Source organism: Aquamicrobium terrae, assembly GCF_040545735.1.
In the GTDB taxonomy this organism is placed as follows: Bacteria; Pseudomonadota; Alphaproteobacteria; order Rhizobiales; family Rhizobiaceae; genus Mesorhizobium; species Mesorhizobium terrae_A.
In genome coordinates this window covers 1-19,790 of record NZ_JBEPML010000036.1, presented here as the reverse complement: position 1 = coordinate 19,790, position 19,790 = coordinate 1, and the positions used below count along the sequence as shown (strand labels likewise).

Sequence of the window (19,790 nt, the reverse complement as noted above, 5' to 3'; positions counted from 1 at the left end):
ATCGCCGCCGTCAAAGACGTCTTGCCATGGTCAACGTGACCAATCGTGCCAATGTTCACATGAGGCTTCGTGCGCTCGAATTTACCTTTTGCCATGTGAGGTCTCCATTCCTGCTAGCCCGTTCGGGCATTGAACCAAGTTACTGTCGCAACCCTACGGGATTTAAGCGTATTTCTTCTGGACTTCCTGAGCCACGGCGGTCGGCACCGGCTCATAATGGTCGAACTGCATCGTGTACTGGGCGCGGCCCTGAGACATCGAGCGCAGGCTGTCGACGTACTTGAACATGTTGGCCAGCGGCACCATGGCGTTGATGACCACGGCGATGCCGCGGGCTTCCTGGCCCTGGATCTGGCCGCGACGGCTGTTCAGGTCGCCGATGATGTTGCCGACATATTCTTCCGGCGTCACGACCTCGACCTTCATGACCGGCTCCAGGAGCTGCACGCCGAGCTTCGGGGCAGCTTCGCGGAAGCAGGCACGCGACGCGATTTCGAAGGCCAGAACCGACGAGTCGACATCGTGGAAGGCACCATCGATGAGCGTCGCCTTGACGCTGATCATCGGGAAGCCGGCGAACGGACCGGAAGACAGGACGCTCTCGATGCCCTTCTGAACACCGGGGATGTATTCCTTCGGCACGGCGCCGCCGACGATCTTGGACTCGAACACGTAGTCTTCGCTCTCGGTGTTCGGCTCGAAGACGACCTTGACGCGGGCGAACTGGCCCGTACCACCGGTCTGCTTCTTGTGCGTGTAGTCCTGCTCGTGCGAGCGGGTGATCGTCTCGCGATAGGCCACCTGCGGAGCGCCGACATTGGCCTCGACCTTGAACTCGCGCTTCATGCGGTCGACGATGATGTCGAGATGAAGCTCGCCCATGCCGGCGATGATGGTCTGGCCGCTTTCCTCGTCGGTCTTGACGCGGAAGGACGGGTCCTCGGCTGCCAGGCGATGCAGGGCCAGGCCCATCTTCTCCTGGTCGCCCTTGGTCTTCGGCTCGATGGCGATCTGGATGACCGGCTCGGGGAACTCCATGCGCTCCAGGATGACCGGGGCCAGCGGGTCGCACAACGTGTCGCCGGTGGTGGTCTCCTTGAGGCCGGCCAGAGCGACGATGTCGCCGGCGAACGCCTCTTCGATGTCGGCACGCGAGTTGGAGTGCATCTGCAGCATGCGGCCGATGCGCTCCTTCTTGCCCTTCACCGTGTTGTCCACCGAGATGCCCTTGGTGAGCTTGCCCGAGTAGATGCGGCAGAAGGTGAGCGAACCGACAAACGGGTCGTTCATGATCTTGAACGCCAGCATGGCCAGCGGCTCGTCATCCGTCGAATGACGGACGATCTCAGCCTCGGTCTTGGCGTCGATGCCCTTGATGGCCGGAATTTCGTCCGGAGCCGGGAGGAAGTCGATGACGGCGTCGAGCAGCGGCTGGATGCCCTTGTTCTTGAAGGCGGTGCCGCAGAACACGGGGTGGAACTTCACCTCGATGGTGCCCTTGCGGATCAGCTCGCGCAGCTCGTCGATCGACGGGATGTTGCCTTCGAGATAGGCGTTCATCGCATCGTCGTCCATCTCGACCGCGGTCTCGATAAGCTTCTCGCGATATTCCTCGGCCTTGGCCTGGAGGTCCGCCGGAATCTCGACGACATCCCACTGCGCGCCGAGCGCTTCGTCGCGCCAGACCAGCGCCTTCATCTCAAGCAGGTCGATGACGCCCTTGAAATCGCTCTCAGCGCCGATCGGCAGCTGCATGGCGAGCGGGATCGCACCGAGACGCGACTTGATCATCTCGAGGCAGCGATAGAAATCGGCGCCGATCTTGTCCATCTTGTTGCAGAAGATCATGCGCGGAACATGATATTTCTCGGCCTGGCGCCAGACGGTTTCGGTCTGCGGTTCGACGCCGGCGTTGGAGTCGAGCAGCGTGATCGCACCGTCGAGCACGCGCAGCGAACGCTCGACCTCGATGGTGAAGTCGACGTGGCCGGGAGTGTCGATGATGTTGAAGCGGCGGTCCTTGCCGTCACGGCCCTTCCAGGAGGTGGTGGTGGCAGCGGACGTGATGGTGATGCCGCGCTCCTGCTCCTGTTCCATCCAGTCCATGGTCGAGGCGCCGTCGTGCGTCTCGCCCATCTTGTGGTTCTTGCCCGTGTAATAAAGGATACGCTCGGTCGTGGTCGTCTTGCCGGCATCGATGTGGGCCATGATGCCGAAGTTACGATAGTCGTGGATGGGAAATTCGCGGGCCATGGGAGGTGCCTCTTACTCTTCTTTCGCGCTTACCAGCGGTAGTGCGCGAAGGCGCGGTTGGCTTCGGCCATCTTGTGGGTGTCTTCACGCTTCTTGACGGCGGTGCCGCGGTTGTTGGCCGCATCCATCAGCTCGCCCGAAAGACGGTCGATCATGGTGGTTTCGTTGCGGTTGCGGGCAGCCGAGATCAGCCAGCGGATGGCGAGGGCCTGACGGCGCTCCGGACGAACGTCGACCGGAACCTGATAGGTCGCACCACCGACGCGGCGCGAACGCACTTCCACGTGCGGCGCGACATTGTCGAGCGCCTGATGGAAGACGCCGACCGGCTCCTGCTTGGTCTTGGACTGGACCTGGTCGAGCGCACCGTAGACGATGCTCTCGGCAACCGACTTCTTGCCGTCGTACATGACGGCATTCATGAACTTGGTGATGACGAGATCGCCGAACTTGGGATCGGGGTTGATCTCGCGCTTAGCTGCACTGTGACGACGGGACATACTGTTGTCTCTCTTCTCTCGCGCGGCGCATAAAAAGAAAGCGCCGAAGCCGCAAACTTACTTCGGACGCTTGGCGCCGTACTTGGAGCGACGCTGCTTGCGGTTTTTAACACCCTGGGTGTCGAGCACGCCGCGGATGATGTGATAGCGCACGCCCGGAAGGTCCTTGACGCGGCCGCCGCGGATCATGACCACCGAGTGCTCCTGGAGGTTATGCCCCTCACCCGGGATATAACCGATGACCTCGAAGCCATTGGTCAGGCGGATCTTCGCAACCTTGCGCAGAGCAGAGTTCGGCTTCTTCGGCGTCGTCGTGTAGACGCGCGTGCAGACGCCACGCTTCTGCGGGTTCTGCTGCATGGCCGGGACTTTGTTGCGCACTGCCGGCGCCTTGCGCGGCTTGCGGATCAGCTGGTTGACGGTAGGCATTAAACCCTCTTGTCTCTCAATTCCGTGTCTCGAACCCACTCAGGGCAGTCTAAAGCACCATTTCCATACGCAAATTCGGGCCACAAGCCGCCTCTCGCGGTGCTGCCCGAACAAAAAGCAGAGGAAGCGTTGCCGCTTCATGCATGCCGGAAATGTCTTTTCGCTCGTAAAACGAACCCTGTTTGAGGCTAACTCCGAGGCGCGTCGCCCCGAAAAGGAAAGTCTCACATCGGCTCAGACTGGGCGGCTTCTACTCGCAAGCCCCCCTTTCGTCAACCCCACGACGCCAGATTCTGCGCCAAATTCGGGCCATTGCCCGGTTTCGGTCGTCTCCGGTAATTTTCTTTCGCGGCATACGCAGGATTGCGCACAATGTGGTCGCGTTCCTGCCCTCTTACAAGGTAGAGTCGCGAAAATTCGGCGTTCCGGGACCCGCTATCCACCAGCAAGTGAAGAATCAGCCATGAACGACAATGACGCACAGGACGGCGAGCGCACCGTCACCATCATCACCGGCCGCGTGTGGCGAAGCAAGAACGGCAGACCCGAGGGCGTGCATGTGATGCTGGTCGCGCCCGACGACGATTCCGCCGTGCGCAGGGCGCTGGAATCACTCGCCGCCGAGGGTTACGCCGAAGCCGAACTCGACCAGATCGGCGACATGCAGGGCGAGCCCGACGACGAGCCGCACCTTTCCGCCTATCAGGGCGCACTGGAAGGCGAAGTCTCGATCATCACTTTCGATGCGCCGGAATAGAGCACGGAACCGAAAAGCGGCCGGCTGACTGGCTCAAACCCAGGCCAGTCCTTGATTCCCGTGGGATATCTCCTCCCCGAAGCCGGAGTTCGATCGCACCCCGAATTGACAGTTGACCCGAAGCGGGTTCAACTTCTGTTGTCGCAGCGCAACAAATGTTCTGGCTTGCCGGAACGAACCCCTTCGGGAGGGAAATCATGGACGCGTTCCTGAGTGGCCTCAAGGCCATCATCGACACGCTGGGAGCCACCGTGCTCCTGCCGGTCGTCATCTTCATCATCGCACTCATTCTCGGCGCCAAGGCCGGCAAGGCCTTCCGAGCCGCCGTTACCATCGGCGTCGCCTTCATCGGCATCAATCTCGTGCTCGGGCTCATGCTCGGGACGATCGGCGATTCGGCGCAGGCCATCGTCAGGAACACGGGCATCCAGCGCGATATCGTCGATGTCGGCTGGCCGTCGGCAGCGGCGATCGCCTTCGGCTCCTCGGTCGGATTGTGGGTCATTCCGATCGCCATCATCGTCAACATCGCCTTGCTGATGACGCGGCTGACGCGCACCCTCAATGTCGACGTGTGGAACTTCTGGCACTTTGCCTTCATCGGCTCGCTGGCCACCGCCGCCACCGGCAGCCTCGGCTACGGCCTCGTCGTCGCCGCCCTGATGGCCGCGCTGTCGCTGCTGTTCGCGGACTGGTCGGCGCGCGCCGTGCAGAAATTCTACGGCGTTCCGGGCGTTTCGGTCCCGCATCTGGCCTCGGCCCAGATCCTGCCCATCGCCATCGTCGTCAATTGGGTCCTCGACCGCCTCCCCGGCATCAACAAGATCGATCTCAGCACCGAAACCATCGAACGCCGGCTCGGCGTGTTCGGCGAACCGGTCGTGCTCGGCCTGATCATCGGCCTCGTGATCGGCGTTCTCGCCTACTACAATGCCGGCGATGCCAGCACCGTCATTTCCAAGGTGCTGCAGACCGGCATGACACTGGCGGCCGCCATGCTGCTTCTGCCGCGCATGGTGAAGATCCTCATGGAAGGCCTGCTGCCGGTATCGGAAGCCGCGCATGAATTCGTGCGCAAGCGGGCCGGCGACCGCGAACTGCTGGTCGGCCTCGATTCGGCGATCCTCATCGGGCACCCGGCGGCGATCTCCTCTTCGCTCATCCTGGTGCCAATCGCCATCCTGCTGTCGATCATCCTGCCGGGCAACCGCATCATCCTGTTCGCGGACCTCGCGGTCATTCCCTTCATCGTGGCGATGACGGCACCGGTGCTGCGCGGCAACGTGTTCCGGATGGTGGTGGTCGGCACGATCACGCTGGCGGCCGGCTTCTATGTGGCCAATGCGCTGGCGCCGCTGTTTACCAGCGCTGCGGTCGCGTCGGGCTTCACCATGCCGGCCAATGCGGTGCAGATCACCTCCGTCGTCGATGGCTTCCTGTGGATTTCCTATGTCGTCATCGCCGCCATCCAGAATCTCGCCGTGTTCGGCCTGATCGTTCTGGCAGCCGTCATCGCGCTCTGCTTCTGGCTCTATCGCCGCAACACCGATGCCTGGGAACGGGCAGCCGGCGCGGGCGAACCGGATGCGGTGACCAACCAGACACAGGAGGCCTGACCACATGACGCGATCCCTTGCCGGGCAGATCGAACGCGAAGCCATCGCGGTCAAGGCAGATGCCGCTACCAGCGAGGAGGTCATCCGCCTGCTCGCCGGCCGGCTGGAAAAGCTTGGCCATGTGCGGACGAGCTTCGCCGAGGCGGTACTGGCAAGGGAAGCGCGCATGCCCACCGGCTTGCCGATGGGGCGCGGCAGCAATGTCGCCGTGCCCCATACGGACCCCGAACATGTCCTGAAGCCCGGCATCGCCATAGCGACGCTGGCACATCCAGTCGATTTCGCCAATATGGAAGACCCCGATGAGGCGGTGCCGGTCGGACTGGTGTTCATGCTGGCACTGAACGACAAGGACCGGCAGATCGAGATGCTGCAACAGATCATGCTGACCATCCAGGACGAGGCCCTGAGCCAGAAACTGCTGGACGCCGGCACACCGGACGAGCTGCTCGCCCTGCTCGACGGCACACAACAAGGAGAACAATAAGAATGGCCCTGCAAAAGAACGTGCTGTTTGCCTGCGGCACCGGCATCGCCACCTCGACACTGGTATCGCATGCGGTGACCGAGGCGATGAAGGAGCGCGGCATCAACATCAATTCCACGCAATGCAAGGCGACCGAAGTGCGCTCCATGCTCAACGGCGTCGACCTCGTGGTTTCCACCACGCAGCTTCCCACCGATCTCGGCGTGCCGGTCATCACCACCCTCGCCTTCCTGACAGGCGTCGGCAAGGCGGATGTGCTGGACAAGATCGAGGCCACGCTGCGGGGCTGAGCCCACCTCATTCGCCCGGTTCAAGACAAACAGCCAAAACAAAAGGCCGCCGGATCGCTCCGGCGGCCTTTCTTGTTGGCTTTTCGCCGACTGACGGCGCTTACTGCGCCGCCGTCGTCATGTCGACCAGCATCGTCTCGGCCGTCTCGGCGCCCGAGGCCTTGCGGCGCTCGTCAAGGATCAGCTCGTCGCGCGACGTGGCGATGCGGCGGATCTGGCTCATCTGGCCACCCGTACCGGCCGGGATCAGGCGACCCACGATCACGTTCTCCTTCAGGCCCTGCAGCATGTCGGTCTTGCCGGCAACAGCAGCCTCGGTGAGCACGCGGGTGGTCTCCTGGAACGACGCGGCCGAGATGAAGGACGGCGTCTGCAGGGAGGCCTTGGTGATGCCGAGCAGCACCGGCTGGCCGGCCGCGGGCTTCTTGCCTTCCTCGAGCAGGCGATCGTTGATCTCGTCCAGTTCGATCACGTCCACATGGTCGCCCGGGATGTAGGTCGAGTCGCCCTGCTCCGTGATTTCCACCTTCTGCAGCATCTGGCGAACGATCACCTCGATGTGCTTGTCGTTGATCGACACGCCCTGCAGTCGATAGACTTCCTGGATCTCGTTGACGAGGTACGAGGCCAGAGCCTCGACGCCGCGGATCGCAAGAATATCGTGCGGCGCGGGGTTGCCGTCGAGGATGTAGTCGCCCTTCTCGATGACGTCGCCGTCCTGAAGATGGAACGGCTTGCCCTTCGGGATCAGGTATTCCACCGGCTCCAGCGTCGAGTCATGCGGCTCGATGATGATGCGGCGCTTGTTCTTGTAGTCGCGGCCGAAGCGGATCGTGCCATCGATCTCGGCGATGATGGCGTGATCCTTCGGACGGCGAGCCTCGAACAGTTCCGCAACGCGCGGCAGACCACCGGTGATGTCCTTGGTCTTGGCGCTTTCCATCGGCACGCGGGCCAGAACGTCGCCGGGCTTCACATGCGCGCCGGGCTCGACCGAGAGAATGGCCTCGACCGAGAGCAGGAAGCGCGCATCGCCGCCCTTCGACAGCTTGGCGACCTTGCCCTTCGCGTCCTGCACCACGATGGCCGGCTTGAGGTCCGAACCGCGCGGCGTCGAGCGCCAGTCGATGACCTCGCGCTTGGTGATGCCGGTCGACTCGTCGGCCGTTTCCTGCACCGAGATGCCATCGACCAGGTCCTCGAACTCGACCCGGCCCTCGACTTCGGTAAGCACCGGACGGGTGTAGGGGTCCCACTCGGCGATACGCTGGCCGCGCTTCACCTTGTCGCCATCGTCCACGAAGATGCGCGAACCGTAGGTGACGCGGTGGGTGGCGCGCTCCTTGCCGGCCTCGTCGAGGATCAGGATCGCCATGTTGCGGCCCATGACCACGAGGTGACCGTCGGAGTTGCGCACCACGTTGCGGTTGCGGATCTGCACCGTGCCCTCATACGAGGCCTCGAGGAACGAGGAGTCCACCACCTGCGCCGTACCGCCCATGTGGAAGGTACGCATGGTGAGCTGGGTGCCCGGCTCGCCGATCGACTGCGCGGCGATGACACCGACGGCCTCGCCCTGGTTGACCGGCGTTCCGCGCGCCAGGTCGCGGCCGTAGCAGACCGCGCAGACGCCGGTGCGGACCTCGCAGGTCAGCGCCGAACGGATGCGAACCGCCTGCACGCCGGCCTTCTCGATCAGCTCCACATCGCGCTCGTCCATGAGCGTGCCGGCCTTGACCAGAACCTCGCCCGAGACCGGATGCACGATATCGTCGAGCGCGGTACGGCCAAGCACGCGCTGACCGATCGAAGCGACGACCTGTCCGGCATCCACGATCGGCTGCATGGTGAGGCCCTTGTCGGTGCCGCAGTCGATGGCGTTGACGATGCAGTCCTGCGCCACATCGACCAGACGACGTGTCAGGTAACCCGAGTTCGCCGTCTTCAAGGCGGTGTCGGCCAGACCCTTGCGGGCGCCATGAGTCGAGTTGAAGTACTCGAGAACGGTGAGGCCTTCCTTGAAGTTGGAGATGATCGGCGTCTCGATGATCTCGCCCGACGGCTTGGCCATCAGGCCGCGCATGCCGGCAAGCTGGCGCATCTGGGTGGGCGAACCACGCGCACCCGAGTGCGACATCATGTAGATCGAGTTCATCGGCTTCTGACGGCCGCTGTCGTCGAACTCCACCGCCTTGATGCGGCCCATCATTTCCTCGGCGACCTTCTCCGAGCACTTGGCCCAGGCGTCGACCACCTTGTTGTACTTCTCGCCCTGGGTGATCAGACCGTCGTTGTACTGCTGCTCGTATTCCTTGGCGAGCGCCTCGGTATCCGCCACCAGCTTGGCCTTGGTGTCCGGAATGACCATGTCGTCCTTGCCGAACGAAATGCCGGCGCGGCAGGCATGGGCGAAGCCGAGCTGCATGATGCGGTCACAGAAGATGACCGTCTCCTTCTGGCCGCAGTGACGATAGACCGTGTCGATCATCTTGGAGATGTTCTTCTTGGTCATCTCCTGGTTGGCGATGTCGAAGGGCACGTTGACGTTCTTCGGCAGAAGCTCGCCGATGATCATGCGGCCGGGCGTGGTCTCGTAGATCTTCGAAACCGGGTTGCCCTCGGCATCGACGGTCTTGAAGCGGCCCTTGATCTTGGCGTGCAGGGTGACGGCCTTGGTCTCGAGCGCATGCTGCATCTCGCCCATGTCGGCGAAGGCCATGCCCTCGCCCGGCTCGTTCTGGTTCATGATCGACAGGTAGTAGAGACCCAGAACCATGTCCTGCGACGGCACGATGATCGGCGCGCCGGAAGCCGGGTGCAGGATGTTGTTGGTCGACATCATCAGCACGCGGGCTTCGAGCTGCGCTTCCAGCGACAGCGGAACGTGCACGGCCATCTGGTCGCCGTCGAAGTCGGCGTTGAAGGCGGTGCAGACCAGCGGATGAAGCTGGATCGCCTTGCCCTCGATCAGGATCGGCTCGAACGCCTGGATGCCCAGGCGGTGCAGCGTCGGCGCGCGGTTCAGGAGAACCGGATGCTCGCGGATCACCTCGTCGAGGATATCCCAGACCTCCGGACGCTCCTTCTCGACCAGCTTCTTCGCCTGCTTGACGGTGGACGAATAGCCCTTGGCGTCGAGACGGGCGTAGATGAACGGCTTGAACAGCTCCAGCGCCATCTTCTTCGGCAGGCCGCACTGGTGCAGCTTGAGTTCGGGACCGGTCACGATCACCGAACGGCCCGAATAGTCGACGCGCTTGCCGAGCAGGTTCTGGCGGAAGCGACCCTGCTTGCCCTTGAGCATGTCGGACAGCGACTTCAGCGGACGCTTGTTGGCGCCGGTGATGACACGGCCGCGGCGGCCGTTGTCGAACAGGGCGTCCACCGCTTCCTGCAGCATGCGCTTCTCGTTGCGCACGATGATGCCGGGCGCACGAAGCTCGATCAGGCGCTTCAGGCGGTTGTTACGGTTGATGACGCGGCGATACAGGTCGTTCAGGTCGGAGGTCGCGAAGCGGCCGCCGTCCAGCGGAACCAGCGGGCGCAGGTCCGGCGGGATGACCGGGATGACCTTCATGATCATCCATTCCGGGCGGTTGCCGGATTCCATGAAGTTCTCAACCACCTTGAGGCGCTTGAGCAGCTTTTTCTGCTTCAGCTCCGAGGTGGTGGAAGCGAGTTCCGAACGCAGGTCGCCGGCGATCTTCTCCAGGTCCATGGAAGCCAGAAGCTCATGGATGGCCTCGGCCCCGATCATGGCGGTGAAGCTGTCCTCGCCATATTCGTCGACGGCCAGCATGTACTCCTCTTCGGAGAGAAGCTGGTTTTCCTTCAGCGCGGTGAGGCCCGGCTCGGTGACGATGTAGTTCTCGAAATAGAGAACGCGCTCGATGTCCTTGAGAGTCATGTCGAGCAGCGTGCCGATGCGGCTCGGCAGCGACTTCAGGAACCAGATGTGGGCGACCGGCGCGGCCAGCTCGATGTGGCCCATGCGCTCGCGGCGCACGCGCGACAGCGTGACCTCGACGCCGCACTTCTCGCAGATGACGCCCTTGTACTTCATGCGCTTGTACTTGCCGCACAAGCACTCATAGTCCTTGATCGGCCCGAAGATGCGGGCGCAGAACAGGCCGTCACGCTCCGGCTTGAACGTGCGGTAGTTGATCGTCTCCGGCTTCTTGATCTCGCCGAAGGACCACGACAGGATCTTCTCCGGGCTGGCGAGCGAAATCCGGATGGAATCGAACACCTGCGCGGGCGCCTGCGGGTTGAAGAGATTCATGACCTCTTGGTTCATGCCATTCTCCTTTGCGGGGTCCTCGAATACCCCAATTTCGTTTTCGTGCGGGGTGAACCCGCGAGAACCGGCCTCGGCCGGAAAATTTCGTGCGGCCCTCGAAGGGCCAGCGGGCGGCCGCGCACCGGCGCGGCCGCATTCGCCCTGTTATTCGGCGGCATCCGGCAGTTGCGTCGGGCCATCCACCTTGGTGTTCTCCAGCTCGACATTGAGGCCGAGCGAGCGCATTTCCTTGACGAGAACGTTGAAGCTCTCGGGAATGCCCGCCTCGAACGTGTCGTCGCCGCGCACGATGGCCTCGTAGACCTTGGTGCGGCCGGCCACGTCGTCCGACTTCACGGTCAGCATTTCCTGCAGCGTGTAGGCGGCACCGTAGGCTTCGAGCGCCCACACCTCCATCTCGCCGAAGCGCTGGCCGCCGAACTGCGCCTTGCCGCCCAGCGGCTGCTGGGTAACGAGCGAGTACGGGCCGATCGAGCGGGCGTGGATCTTGTCGTCGACCAGGTGGTGAAGCTTGAGCATGTAGATGTAGCCCATGGTCACCTTGCGGTCGAACGGCTCGCCCGTACGTCCGTCGTAGAGCTGCGACTGGCCCGAGGTATGCAGGCCGGCCTGCGTCAGCATGTGGTCGATGTCGGCCTCGTTGGCACCATCGAACACCGGCGTGGCGATGGACACGCCGCGGCGCATCTGCTCGCCGAGACGCACGACGGACTCGTCGTCGTACTCGCGCACCGGCTCGTTGCGGTCATTGGCCGGGATGACCGACTCGACCGTCTCGCGCAGCGGCTTGATATCGCCACCAGCCTTGTAGGCGTCGATCAGCTCGCCGATCTTCCTGCCCATGCCGGCGCAAGCCCAGCCAAGGTGCGTCTCCAGGATCTGGCCGACGTTCATGCGCGAAGGCACGCCCAGCGGGTTCAGCACGATGTCCGCATGGGTACCGTCTTCGAGGAACGGCATGTCCTCGACCGGCACGATGCGCGACACGACACCCTTGTTGCCGTGACGGCCGGCCATCTTGTCGCCCGGCTGCATCTTGCGCTTCACCGCGACGAAGACCTTGACCATCTTCATGACGCCCGGAGGCATTTCGTCGCCGCGCTGCACCTTCTCGACCTTGTCCATGAAGCGCTGCTCCAGCGCCTTCTTGGAGTCGTCATACTGGCCGCGCAGGGCTTCCAGCTCGCTCTGGAGCTTTTCATCCTCGACGGCGAACTGCCACCACTGCGAACGCGGGTAGTCGTCCAGCGTCTCGCGCGCCAGTGTGGAGCCCTTCTTGAAGCCCTTCGGCCCGGCGATGGCCTCCTTGCCGACCAGCATGTCGGCCAGACGCGCATAGACGTTGCGGTCGAGAATGGCCTGCTCGTCGTCACGGTCCTTGGCGAGACGCTCGATCTCCTCGCGCTCGATGGCCATGGCGCGCTCGTCCTTCTCCACGCCGTGGCGGTTGAAGACGCGCACTTCCACGACCGTGCCGAAGGTTCCCGGAGGCATGCGCATAGATGTGTCGCGCACGTCGGACGCCTTCTCGCCGAAGATGGCGCGCAGAAGCTTCTCTTCCGGCGTCATCGGGCTCTCCCCCTTCGGCGTGATCTTGCCGACCAGGATGTCGCCCGGCTGCACCTCGGCACCGATGTAGACGATGCCGGCCTCGTCGAGGTTCTTCAGCGCTTCTTCCGAAACATTCGGAATGTCGCGCGTGATTTCCTCCGGCCCGAGCTTGGTGTCGCGCGCCATGACCTCGAACTCCTCGATGTGGATCGAGGTGAAGATGTCGTCGGCCACGATACGCTCGGAGAGCAGGATCGAGTCCTCGTAGTTGTAGCCGTTCCACGGCATGAAGGCGACGAGCACGTTGCGGCCGAGCGCCAGATCGCCGAGATCGGTCGACGGACCGTCGGCGATGATGTCGCCCTTGTTGACGTGGTCGCCGACCTTCACCAGCGGACGCTGGTTGATGCAGGTCGACTGGTTGGAGCGCTGGAACTTCATCAGGCGGTAGATATCGACGCCCGACTTGCCGGGATCGAGGTCTTCCGTGGCGCGGATAACGATACGCGTCGCATCCACCTGATCGACGATGCCGCCGCGACGGGCGCCGATGGCGGCGCCGGAGTCACGGGCGACGATCGGCTCCATGCCGGTGCCGACGAACGGAGCCTCGGCGCGCACCAGCGGCACGGCCTGACGCTGCATGTTCGAGCCCATCAGGGCGCGGTTGGCGTCGTCGTTCTCGAGGAACGGGATGAGCGCCGCGGCGACCGACACCATCTGCTTGGGCGAGACGTCCATCAGGTCGACCATCTCGCGCGGCGCCATCATCACCTCGCCGGCGTTACGGCAGATGACGAACTCGTCGACGAAGCTGCCGTTGGCATCGAGCTCGGCGTTGGCCTGCGCCACGAAGTGCTTGGCCTCCTCCATCGCCGACAGATAGACCACGTCATTGGTCAGCCTGCCGTCCACGATCTTGCGGTACGGGCTTTCGATGAAGCCGTATTTGTTGACGCGGGCGAAGGTGGCCAGCGAGTTGATCAGGCCGATGTTCGGGCCTTCCGGCGTCTCGATCGGGCAGATGCGGCCATAGTGCGTCGGGTGCACGTCGCGCACCTCGAAGCCGGCACGCTCGCGGGTCAGACCGCCCGGGCCAAGCGCCGAAAGACGGCGCTTGTGGGTGATCTCCGACAGCGGGTTGGTCTGGTCCATGAACTGCGAGAGCTGCGAGGAACCGAAGAACTCGCGCACGGCGGCAGCGGCCGGCTTGGCGTTGATCAGGTCCTGCGGCATGACCGTGTCGATCTCGATCGACGACATGCGCTCCTTGATGGCGCGCTCCATGCGCAGCAGGCCCAGGCGGTACTGGTTCTCCATGAGCTCGCCGACCGAACGCACGCGGCGGTTGCCGAGATTGTCGATATCGTCGATCTCGCCCTTGCCGTCGCGCAGGTCGACCAGCGTCTTGACCACGGCCAGGATGTCCTCCTTGCGCAGCACGCGCACGGTATCCGGGCAGTCGAGCTCCAGGCGCATGTTCATCTTGACGCGACCGACGGCCGAAAGGTCGTAGCGCTCGGCGTCGAAGAACAGCGAGTTGAACATCGCCTCGGCGGTCTCGAGGGTCGGCGGCTCGCCCGGACGCATGACGCGGTAGATGTCGAACAGCGCGTCCTGGCGGCCCTCGTTCTTGTCGACGGCCAGCGTGTTGCGGATATAGGCGCCGACATTGACGTGGTCGATGTCGAGGATCTGGATCTCTTCCTCGCCGGTGCCGAGCAGCACTTTCAAGGTCTTGTCGTCGATCTCGTCGCCGGCCTCGAGATAGATCTCGCCGGTCTGGTAGTTGACGATGTCCTCGGCCAGATAGTTGCCGAGCAGGTCCTCGTCGGTCGCCTTGATGGCCTTGAGGCCCTTTTCGGCGAGCTGACGCGCCTGGCGGGCGGTGATCTTCTTGCCGGCCTCGACCACGACTTCGCCGGTGTCGGCGTCAACCAGGTCGTTGACGGCCTTCAGGCCCTTGAAGCGGTCGACATTGTAGGGAATGCGCCAGTGGTCGCCGGCGCGCTTGTAGGTGATCTTGTTGTAGAAGGTCGACAGGATGTCTTCGCCATCCATGCCGAGCGCCATCAGCAGCGAGGTCACCGGGATCTTGCGGCGGCGGTCGATACGGGCGTGGACCACGTCCTTGGAATCGAACTCGATGTCGAGCCACGAGCCGCGATAGGGAATGACGCGCGCGGCGAACAGCAGCTTGCCGGACGAGTGCGACTTGCCCTTGTCGTGATCGAAGAAGACGCCCGGCGAACGGTGCATCTGCGAAACGATGACGCGCTCGGTGCCGTTGACGATGAAGGTGCCGTTCGAGGTCATGAGCGGCATGTCGCCCATGTACACGTCCTGCTCCTTGATGTCCTTGATCGACTTGGCGCCGGTGTCCTCGTCGACATCGAACACGATCAGGCGCAGCGTCACCTTGAGCGGCGCGGCATAGGTCAGGTCGCGCTGACGGCACTCGTCAACGTCGAACTTCGGCGCCTCGAACTCATACTTGACGAATTCCAGCATCGAAGCGCCGGAGAAATCGGAGATCGGGAAGACCGACTTGAAGACTGCCTGCAGGCCTTCGTCAGGCCGGCCGCCCTCGGGCTCCTCGACCATCAGGAACTGGTCGTAGGACGCCTTCTGAACCTCGATCAGGTTCGGCATCTCGGCAACTTCGGGGATCTTTCCGAAGAACTTTCTGACGCGCCTGCGGCCATTGAAAGTCTGGGTCTGGGCCATCATAGCTCCTTAGCTCGCATCTCGGGGCGGATCACGCCGCGATCCGCCTTGCCTCCAGGCCGCTTTGGTGCGGCCTTGTCCAAAACAGGTGAAAACCTGTTTCCTGAAAGCCGCTTTCGGCCCTCAGGAAAGAGGTTCTCCAACACGATCGCCGGGTTCTCCCCCTGACGAGAGGGCCTCCCGAAGGGAGGTGGCGGACGGCCCGAAGGCCGCCCGCCGGAACCCGAACGCTTACTTCAACTCGACCTTGGCGCCAGCAGCTTCGAGCTGGGCCTTGATCTTCTCGGCCTCGGCCTTGGCGACGCCTTCCTTCAGCGGCTTCGGAGCGGCCTCGACCAGGTCCTTGGCTTCCTTGAGGCCCAGGCCGGTGATGGCGCGCACTTCCTTGATGACCTCGATCTTCTTGGCGCCGGCCTCGGCGAGGACGACGTCGAACTCGGTCTTCTCTTCGGCCGGAGCGGCGGCGGCAGCGCCACCGGCAGCGGCGGCAACGGCCACCGGAGCAGCGGCGGAAACGCCCCACTTCTCTTCCAGCATCTTCGACAGCTCGGCCGCCTCGAGGACGGTCAGGGCCGACAGGTCTTCAACGATCTTGGTGAGATCAGCCATTTTTCTTTTCCTTCAATAAGATTCGAACGTGTTGATGTTTGGCGAGGAACGGCCTCACGCCGCCTCGTCCTTCCGGGCATATGCGCCGATAACGCGCGCGACATTGCCTGCCGGTGCGTTGACGACCTGTGCGATCCGGGTTGCCGGGGTGGAAATCATGCCCACCAACCTTGCGCGCAGCTCGTCGAGCGACGGGAGCGAGGCCAGAGCCTTCACACCATCGGCATCGAGCGAGGTCGTGCCCATTGCGCCGCCGAGAATGACAAGCTTGTCATTGCCCTTGGCGAAATCGGACGCGACCTTCGGAGCCGCAACCGGATCGTCCGAATAGGCGATCAGCGTCTGTCCCTTGAACAGATCGATGATGCTTTCGGATTCCGTGCCCTGAAGAGCGATCTTGGCGAGGCGGTTCTTCGCGACTTTGACGGTACCGCCGGCAGCACGCATCTTCGTACGAAGATCGTTCATCTGCGCAACGGTGATACCGGCATAGTGGGCCACGATGACCGAGCCGGCGCCCTTGAAGGCGTCGTTCAGGTCCGCGACGAGTTCGCGCTTTTCCGCTCTATCCACTGCCTATCTCCAGTTGACCCCCGCAACATTCACGAAGCGGGCGTCGGTTGCCTTTTGCCGGCCGGTCCGGTCCAGTCGGACGTTCCCGATCGGCGCTCGAGGATCCTGTCCCCTTTCCGCCACGCCCGAAGGCGTACAGACAAAAGGCACACACGGTTCGAACCTTTCTTGGGAGGGAAACCCTCCCTTGTCCGGTCGTCACCCGTCTCATGCAGACCCGTTAGGATTAAGTTCCGCCCTGGAGCGGACCGCCTGCAATCTCGGACAGGATAGCCGGGGCCTTTCGGACCCGGCATCCGGACCCCACCTGGGCGGGAGCCGGAATTTCAACGAGGATCGGCGCTTGCGCGGCGATCCTCAGGAATTGCTTCAGGAAATGGCGAGAGACGCCACATCCAGCTTGAGGCCCGGGCCCATCGTCGAGGAAATCGCGACGCGCTTGACGTAAACGCCCTTGGCGCCCGTCGGCTTGGCCTTGTTGACCGCATCGGCGAAGGCGCGGACGTTCTCTTCCAGAGCCTTGACGTCGAAGGAGACCTTGCCGACGCCGCCATGGACGATACCGGCCTTCTCGACGCGGAACTCGACGGCGCCGCCCTTCGAAGCCTTGACCGCACCGGCCACGTCGGTGGTGACGGTGCCGACCTTCGGGTTCGGCATCATGCCGCGCGGGCCGAGCACCTTGCCGAGACGGCCGACGAGCGGCATCATGTCCGGCGTGGCGATGCAGCGATCGAAGTTGATCTCACCCTTCTGGACGGTCTCGACCAGATCCTCTGCGCCCACGATATCGGCGCCGGCAGCCTTGGCCTCATCGGCCTTGTCGCCACGAGCAAACACGGCAACGCGGACCGTACGGCCGGTGCCGTTCGGCAGGTTGACCACGCCGCGGACCATCTGGTCGGCATGACGCGGATCGACGCCGAGGTTCATCGACACTTCGATGGTCTCGTCGAACTTGACCGTGGAACGGTCCTTCAGGAGCTTGATCGCATCTTCGAGGGCATAGACCTTGTTCGGGTCCAGACCTTCGCGGGACTTCGCTACGCGCTTGGAAATCTTAGCCATCTGATCAGCCCACCACTTCCAGGCCCATCGAACGGGCAGAACCTTCGACCATGCGCATCGCCGCTTCCACGTCGTTTGCGTTCAGGTCCTTCATCTTGGCTTCGGCGATCTCGCGCACCTTGTCGCGGCTGATCTGGCCGGCTTTGGCCTTGCCCGGCTCCTTGGAGCCCGACTTCAGGTTGGCGGCCTTCTTCAGGAAGTAGGTCACCGGCGGCGTCTTCATGACGAAGGTGAACGACTTGTCCTGATAGTAGGTGATCACCACCGGAATCGGCGAACCCTTTTCCATCTCCTGGCTCTGCGCGTTGAACGCCTTGCAGAACTCCATGATGTTGATGCCACGCTGACCAAGCGCAGGGCCGATCGGGGGCGACGGCGTGGCCGACCCCGCGGGAACCTGAAGCTTGAGCTGGCCTGCAATCTTCTTAGCCATCTCTCATCTGCCTTGTTTCATACCGGCCCCGTTTCGGGAAACGCCGGCGGTTGCAGTCCGGTGGTGCGGTCCCGGCAGCCGGCTAAAGCCGCCCTTGCCTCCCACCATTAAAAGCGACGCAAGAGGTGCGCCGCCCTTGCGGTGCCGCCATGCGGACGACACCGATACGGGTCAGCCCTTTTCGACCTGCCCGAATTCCAGATCGACAGGCACGGCGCGCCCGAAGATCGAAACCTCCACCTTGAGCCGCGCGCGCTCCTCGTCCACCTCCTGCACGAAACCGTTGAAGGAAGCGAAGGGGCCGTCGGAAACGCGGATCGCCTCGCCCACCTCGAAGGTGACCGACGGCTTCGGCCGCTCCACGCCCTCCTGCACCTGGTGGAGGATGCGCTCGGCCTCCTTGTCGGTGATGTGCATCGGCTTGGCGGTGTGCTTGTCCTCGCCGAGGAAGCCGGTGACGCGCGGCGTGTTCTTGACCAGCGAGATCACCGCATCGTTGAGATCGGCCTTCATGAGCACGTAGCCGGGGAAGAACTTGCGCTCGGCATCGACCTTCTTGCCGCGGCGCACCTCGACCACCTTCTCCGTCGGCACCACGATCTGCTCGATCCTGTCGCTCAGGCCCTTCTGGCGGGCCTTGTTCTCAATGTCGTCCGCCACCTTCTTCTCGAAGTTGGAATAGGCATGGACGATGTACCAGCGCGCGGTCATGTAAAGACTTCTCCGTATTCGCCGAACTTAACGCCCGATGCCGAGGATCAACTCGACGGCGAGGCCCATGAGCTGATCGGCGGCGAAGAAGAAGAGCATCGCCAGCAGCGAGAAGATCAGCACCATCACCGTGGAAATCAGCGTCTCGCGCCGTGTGGGCCACGTGACCTTGCTGACCTCGGTTCGAACCTGCTGAAGGAAGACGAAAGGATTGGTTGTCTTCGACGCCATATGCCGCTCTGCTTTCGGGACCCGTGGGCCGGACCCTCTGGATGATCCCGCCAGGCGGGACGTGAGGCATGAATTTCAAGGCTCGCAGCGAATCAGCAAACCATTCCGTTCATGCAAATCAGACGCGCAAAGCCGGATTCCCAGCTCCACGCGTCGCGTGTCTGTTAATGCCTACATAAAACCGATTCTTGGCACGCGCAAGTGGCAAGCATCCGTTTTACGACCACACGCCGCCTCGGAACCATCCAGTCGTCCCGTCCCGGCTATGCCTTCTTATGCCGCAAATCGCCCAATATGGCAATACACTGCCGAATTCACGCAAGTGCGGCAGGAAATGGCAGGGGCAGCAGGGCTCGAACCCGCGACCTGCGGTTTTGGAGACCGCCGCTCTACCAACTGAGCTATACCCCTAACTCATCGCGCTTTAGGCGCGACAGGCGCTTCCTAGTGGCTTGGACGCCGTCTGTAAAGAGAGAAAGCGCGTCCTGTGCCGCTTGAACAAGGCCTGTCCCGGCCGGCTAGGCCAGACGCCTGAACAGGCCGGGATAATTGGTGACGAAGCCGTCCTTGTCGAACTCGATTTCGGCGCGGAAATCGCTGTCGAGCGATTCGTAGAGATAGCGCCTGCGCACGTCGAGGCAGGTGTAGCGCTGGGGATCGGCAAACACGTCGAGGCTCGGCACATCGATATAGGCGGTGCGGATTTCCGCGCTTTCGCCCTTCGCCAGGCCAAGGCGCCTGACCGGAAAGGTGTTGGTCAACGGCGTTATAGAAATGTCCGGGTCCACCGCGCCCGCCAGTTGCGGCAACGCCAGCCCCTCCCTCGTCCAGTTGCCAGCTCCATCGCCTTCCAGCCGCAGCGAGAGGCCGCCGCTTACGGCAACCTCGACGCGACGCGCCCGCCAACCGTCATCGGCGACGAGGCGAAAGCTGGCAGCAAAATCCGCGGTGTCTGAGCCGATCACGACCGCTTCGGCGGTGAGCCATCCGTCCCGTTCCGTCAGAACGACATGCTGCAGGCCCTGCCCGCTCCATGGCGCCCAGCGCAGCACCGTCATGGCATCCTCCTCCCGATCGAACGGTGCAGACTACCGCCAAGATGGAAAAGGGGCGACCCGAAGGCCGCCCCTTTCCGAGTTCCTGCTGACAGGAACCGTCAGCTTATTCGACGATTGCGGCGACGATGCCGGCGCCGACGGTGCGGCCGCCCTCGCGGATGGCGAAGCGCAGGCGCTCTTCCATGGCGATCGGCACG

At 63.2% G+C, this 19,790-nt stretch carries 18 protein-coding genes and 1 tRNA gene; 4 read left to right on the top strand and 15 right to left on the bottom strand.

Features of this window, described 5'->3' with window-relative positions; translation table 11 throughout:
* The 4 genes from ABID37_RS26030 to rpsL form a co-directional block, all read right to left on the bottom strand.
* Positions 1–95 (bottom strand): GTP-binding protein (locus ABID37_RS26030; RefSeq protein ID WP_032936484.1); only part of this gene is annotated, 95 nt, incomplete at its 3' end.
* Positions 96–162: 67 nt separating this feature from the next.
* Positions 163–2,253, bottom strand: coding sequence for an elongation factor G (gene fusA, locus ABID37_RS26025; protein WP_354199865.1), 2,091 nt, complete (start codon positions 2,251–2,253; stop codon positions 163–165).
* A gap of 29 nt (positions 2,254–2,282) precedes the next feature.
* Positions 2,283–2,753 carry a 30S ribosomal protein S7 gene (gene rpsG / locus ABID37_RS26020; protein WP_354199864.1) on the bottom strand — a complete coding sequence of 157 codons (471 nt, stop codon included), beginning with the start codon at positions 2,751–2,753 and terminating at the stop codon, positions 2,283–2,285.
* Between the two features lie 57 nt (positions 2,754–2,810).
* On the bottom strand, positions 2,811–3,182 hold the full coding sequence (rpsL, locus tag ABID37_RS26015; RefSeq protein ID WP_035033399.1) for a 30S ribosomal protein S12: 372 nt from the start codon (positions 3,180–3,182) through the stop codon (positions 2,811–2,813).
* 463 nt (positions 3,183–3,645) lie between these two features.
* Here rpsL and ABID37_RS26010 point away from each other — a divergent pair, with 463 nt between their 5' ends.
* The 4 genes from ABID37_RS26010 (at position 3,646) to ABID37_RS25995 (ending at position 6,332) form a co-directional block, all read left to right on the top strand.
* Complete coding sequence (locus ABID37_RS26010; RefSeq protein WP_354199863.1) at positions 3,646–3,939, top strand: transcriptional regulator; 294 nt, start codon at positions 3,646–3,648, stop codon at positions 3,937–3,939.
* Between the two features lie 197 nt (positions 3,940–4,136).
* On the top strand, positions 4,137–5,555 hold the full coding sequence (locus ABID37_RS26005) for a PTS galactitol transporter subunit IIC (protein WP_354199862.1): 1,419 nt from the start codon (positions 4,137–4,139) through the stop codon (positions 5,553–5,555).
* Between the two features lie 4 nt (positions 5,556–5,559).
* On the top strand, positions 5,560–6,042 hold the full coding sequence (locus ABID37_RS26000; protein WP_354199861.1) for a PTS sugar transporter subunit IIA: 483 nt from the start codon (positions 5,560–5,562) through the stop codon (positions 6,040–6,042).
* A 2-nt stretch (positions 6,043–6,044) separates the two neighbouring features.
* Entirely contained in the window at positions 6,045–6,332 is a 288-nt protein-coding gene (locus ABID37_RS25995) for a PTS sugar transporter subunit IIB (RefSeq protein WP_035033392.1), read from the top strand.
* A gap of 100 nt (positions 6,333–6,432) precedes the next feature.
* Here ABID37_RS25995 and rpoC read toward each other — a convergent pair whose 3' ends face one another.
* From rpoC to ABID37_RS25940, 11 genes are all read right to left on the bottom strand, one after another.
* The gene (gene rpoC / locus ABID37_RS25990; protein WP_354199860.1) at positions 6,433–10,629 is read right to left on the bottom strand and encodes a DNA-directed RNA polymerase subunit beta'; all 4,197 of its coding nucleotides are present in this window, start codon (positions 10,627–10,629) and stop codon (positions 6,433–6,435) included.
* Positions 10,630–10,776: 147 nt separating this feature from the next.
* Positions 10,777–14,910, bottom strand: coding sequence for a DNA-directed RNA polymerase subunit beta (gene rpoB / locus ABID37_RS25985; protein WP_354199859.1), 4,134 nt, complete (start codon positions 14,908–14,910; stop codon positions 10,777–10,779).
* Between the two features lie 231 nt (positions 14,911–15,141).
* Positions 15,142–15,519, bottom strand: coding sequence for a 50S ribosomal protein L7/L12 (gene rplL / locus ABID37_RS25980; RefSeq protein ID WP_354199858.1), 378 nt, complete (start codon positions 15,517–15,519; stop codon positions 15,142–15,144).
* Between the two features lie 54 nt (positions 15,520–15,573).
* Positions 15,574–16,092 (bottom strand): 50S ribosomal protein L10, encoded by a 519-nt coding sequence (gene rplJ / locus ABID37_RS25975; protein WP_354199857.1) that lies wholly within the window; start codon positions 16,090–16,092, stop codon positions 15,574–15,576.
* A 369-nt stretch (positions 16,093–16,461) separates the two neighbouring features.
* Positions 16,462–17,160, bottom strand: a complete 699-nt coding sequence (rplA, locus tag ABID37_RS25970) for a 50S ribosomal protein L1 (protein WP_354199856.1) — start codon at positions 17,158–17,160, stop codon at positions 16,462–16,464.
* Between the two features lie 4 nt (positions 17,161–17,164).
* Positions 17,165–17,593, bottom strand: coding sequence for a 50S ribosomal protein L11 (gene rplK / locus ABID37_RS25965; RefSeq protein WP_354199855.1), 429 nt, complete (start codon positions 17,591–17,593; stop codon positions 17,165–17,167).
* A gap of 171 nt (positions 17,594–17,764) precedes the next feature.
* Entirely contained in the window at positions 17,765–18,304 is a 540-nt protein-coding gene (gene nusG, locus ABID37_RS25960) for a transcription termination/antitermination protein NusG (protein ID WP_354199854.1), read from the bottom strand.
* A gap of 27 nt (positions 18,305–18,331) precedes the next feature.
* A complete protein-coding gene (gene secE / locus ABID37_RS25955) occupies positions 18,332–18,535 on the bottom strand; it encodes a preprotein translocase subunit SecE (protein ID WP_354199853.1) in 204 nt (67 codons plus the stop codon).
* Positions 18,536–18,870: 335 nt separating this feature from the next.
* Positions 18,871–18,946, bottom strand: a tRNA-Trp gene (locus ABID37_RS25950).
* A gap of 107 nt (positions 18,947–19,053) precedes the next feature.
* Positions 19,054–19,593, bottom strand: a complete 540-nt coding sequence (locus tag ABID37_RS25945; RefSeq protein ID WP_354199852.1) for a putative glycolipid-binding domain-containing protein — start codon at positions 19,591–19,593, stop codon at positions 19,054–19,056.
* Positions 19,594–19,696: 103 nt separating this feature from the next.
* The coding region (locus ABID37_RS25940) for an EF-Tu C-terminal domain-related protein (RefSeq protein ID WP_494337642.1) at positions 19,697–19,790 on the bottom strand (94 nt) is incomplete at its 5' end.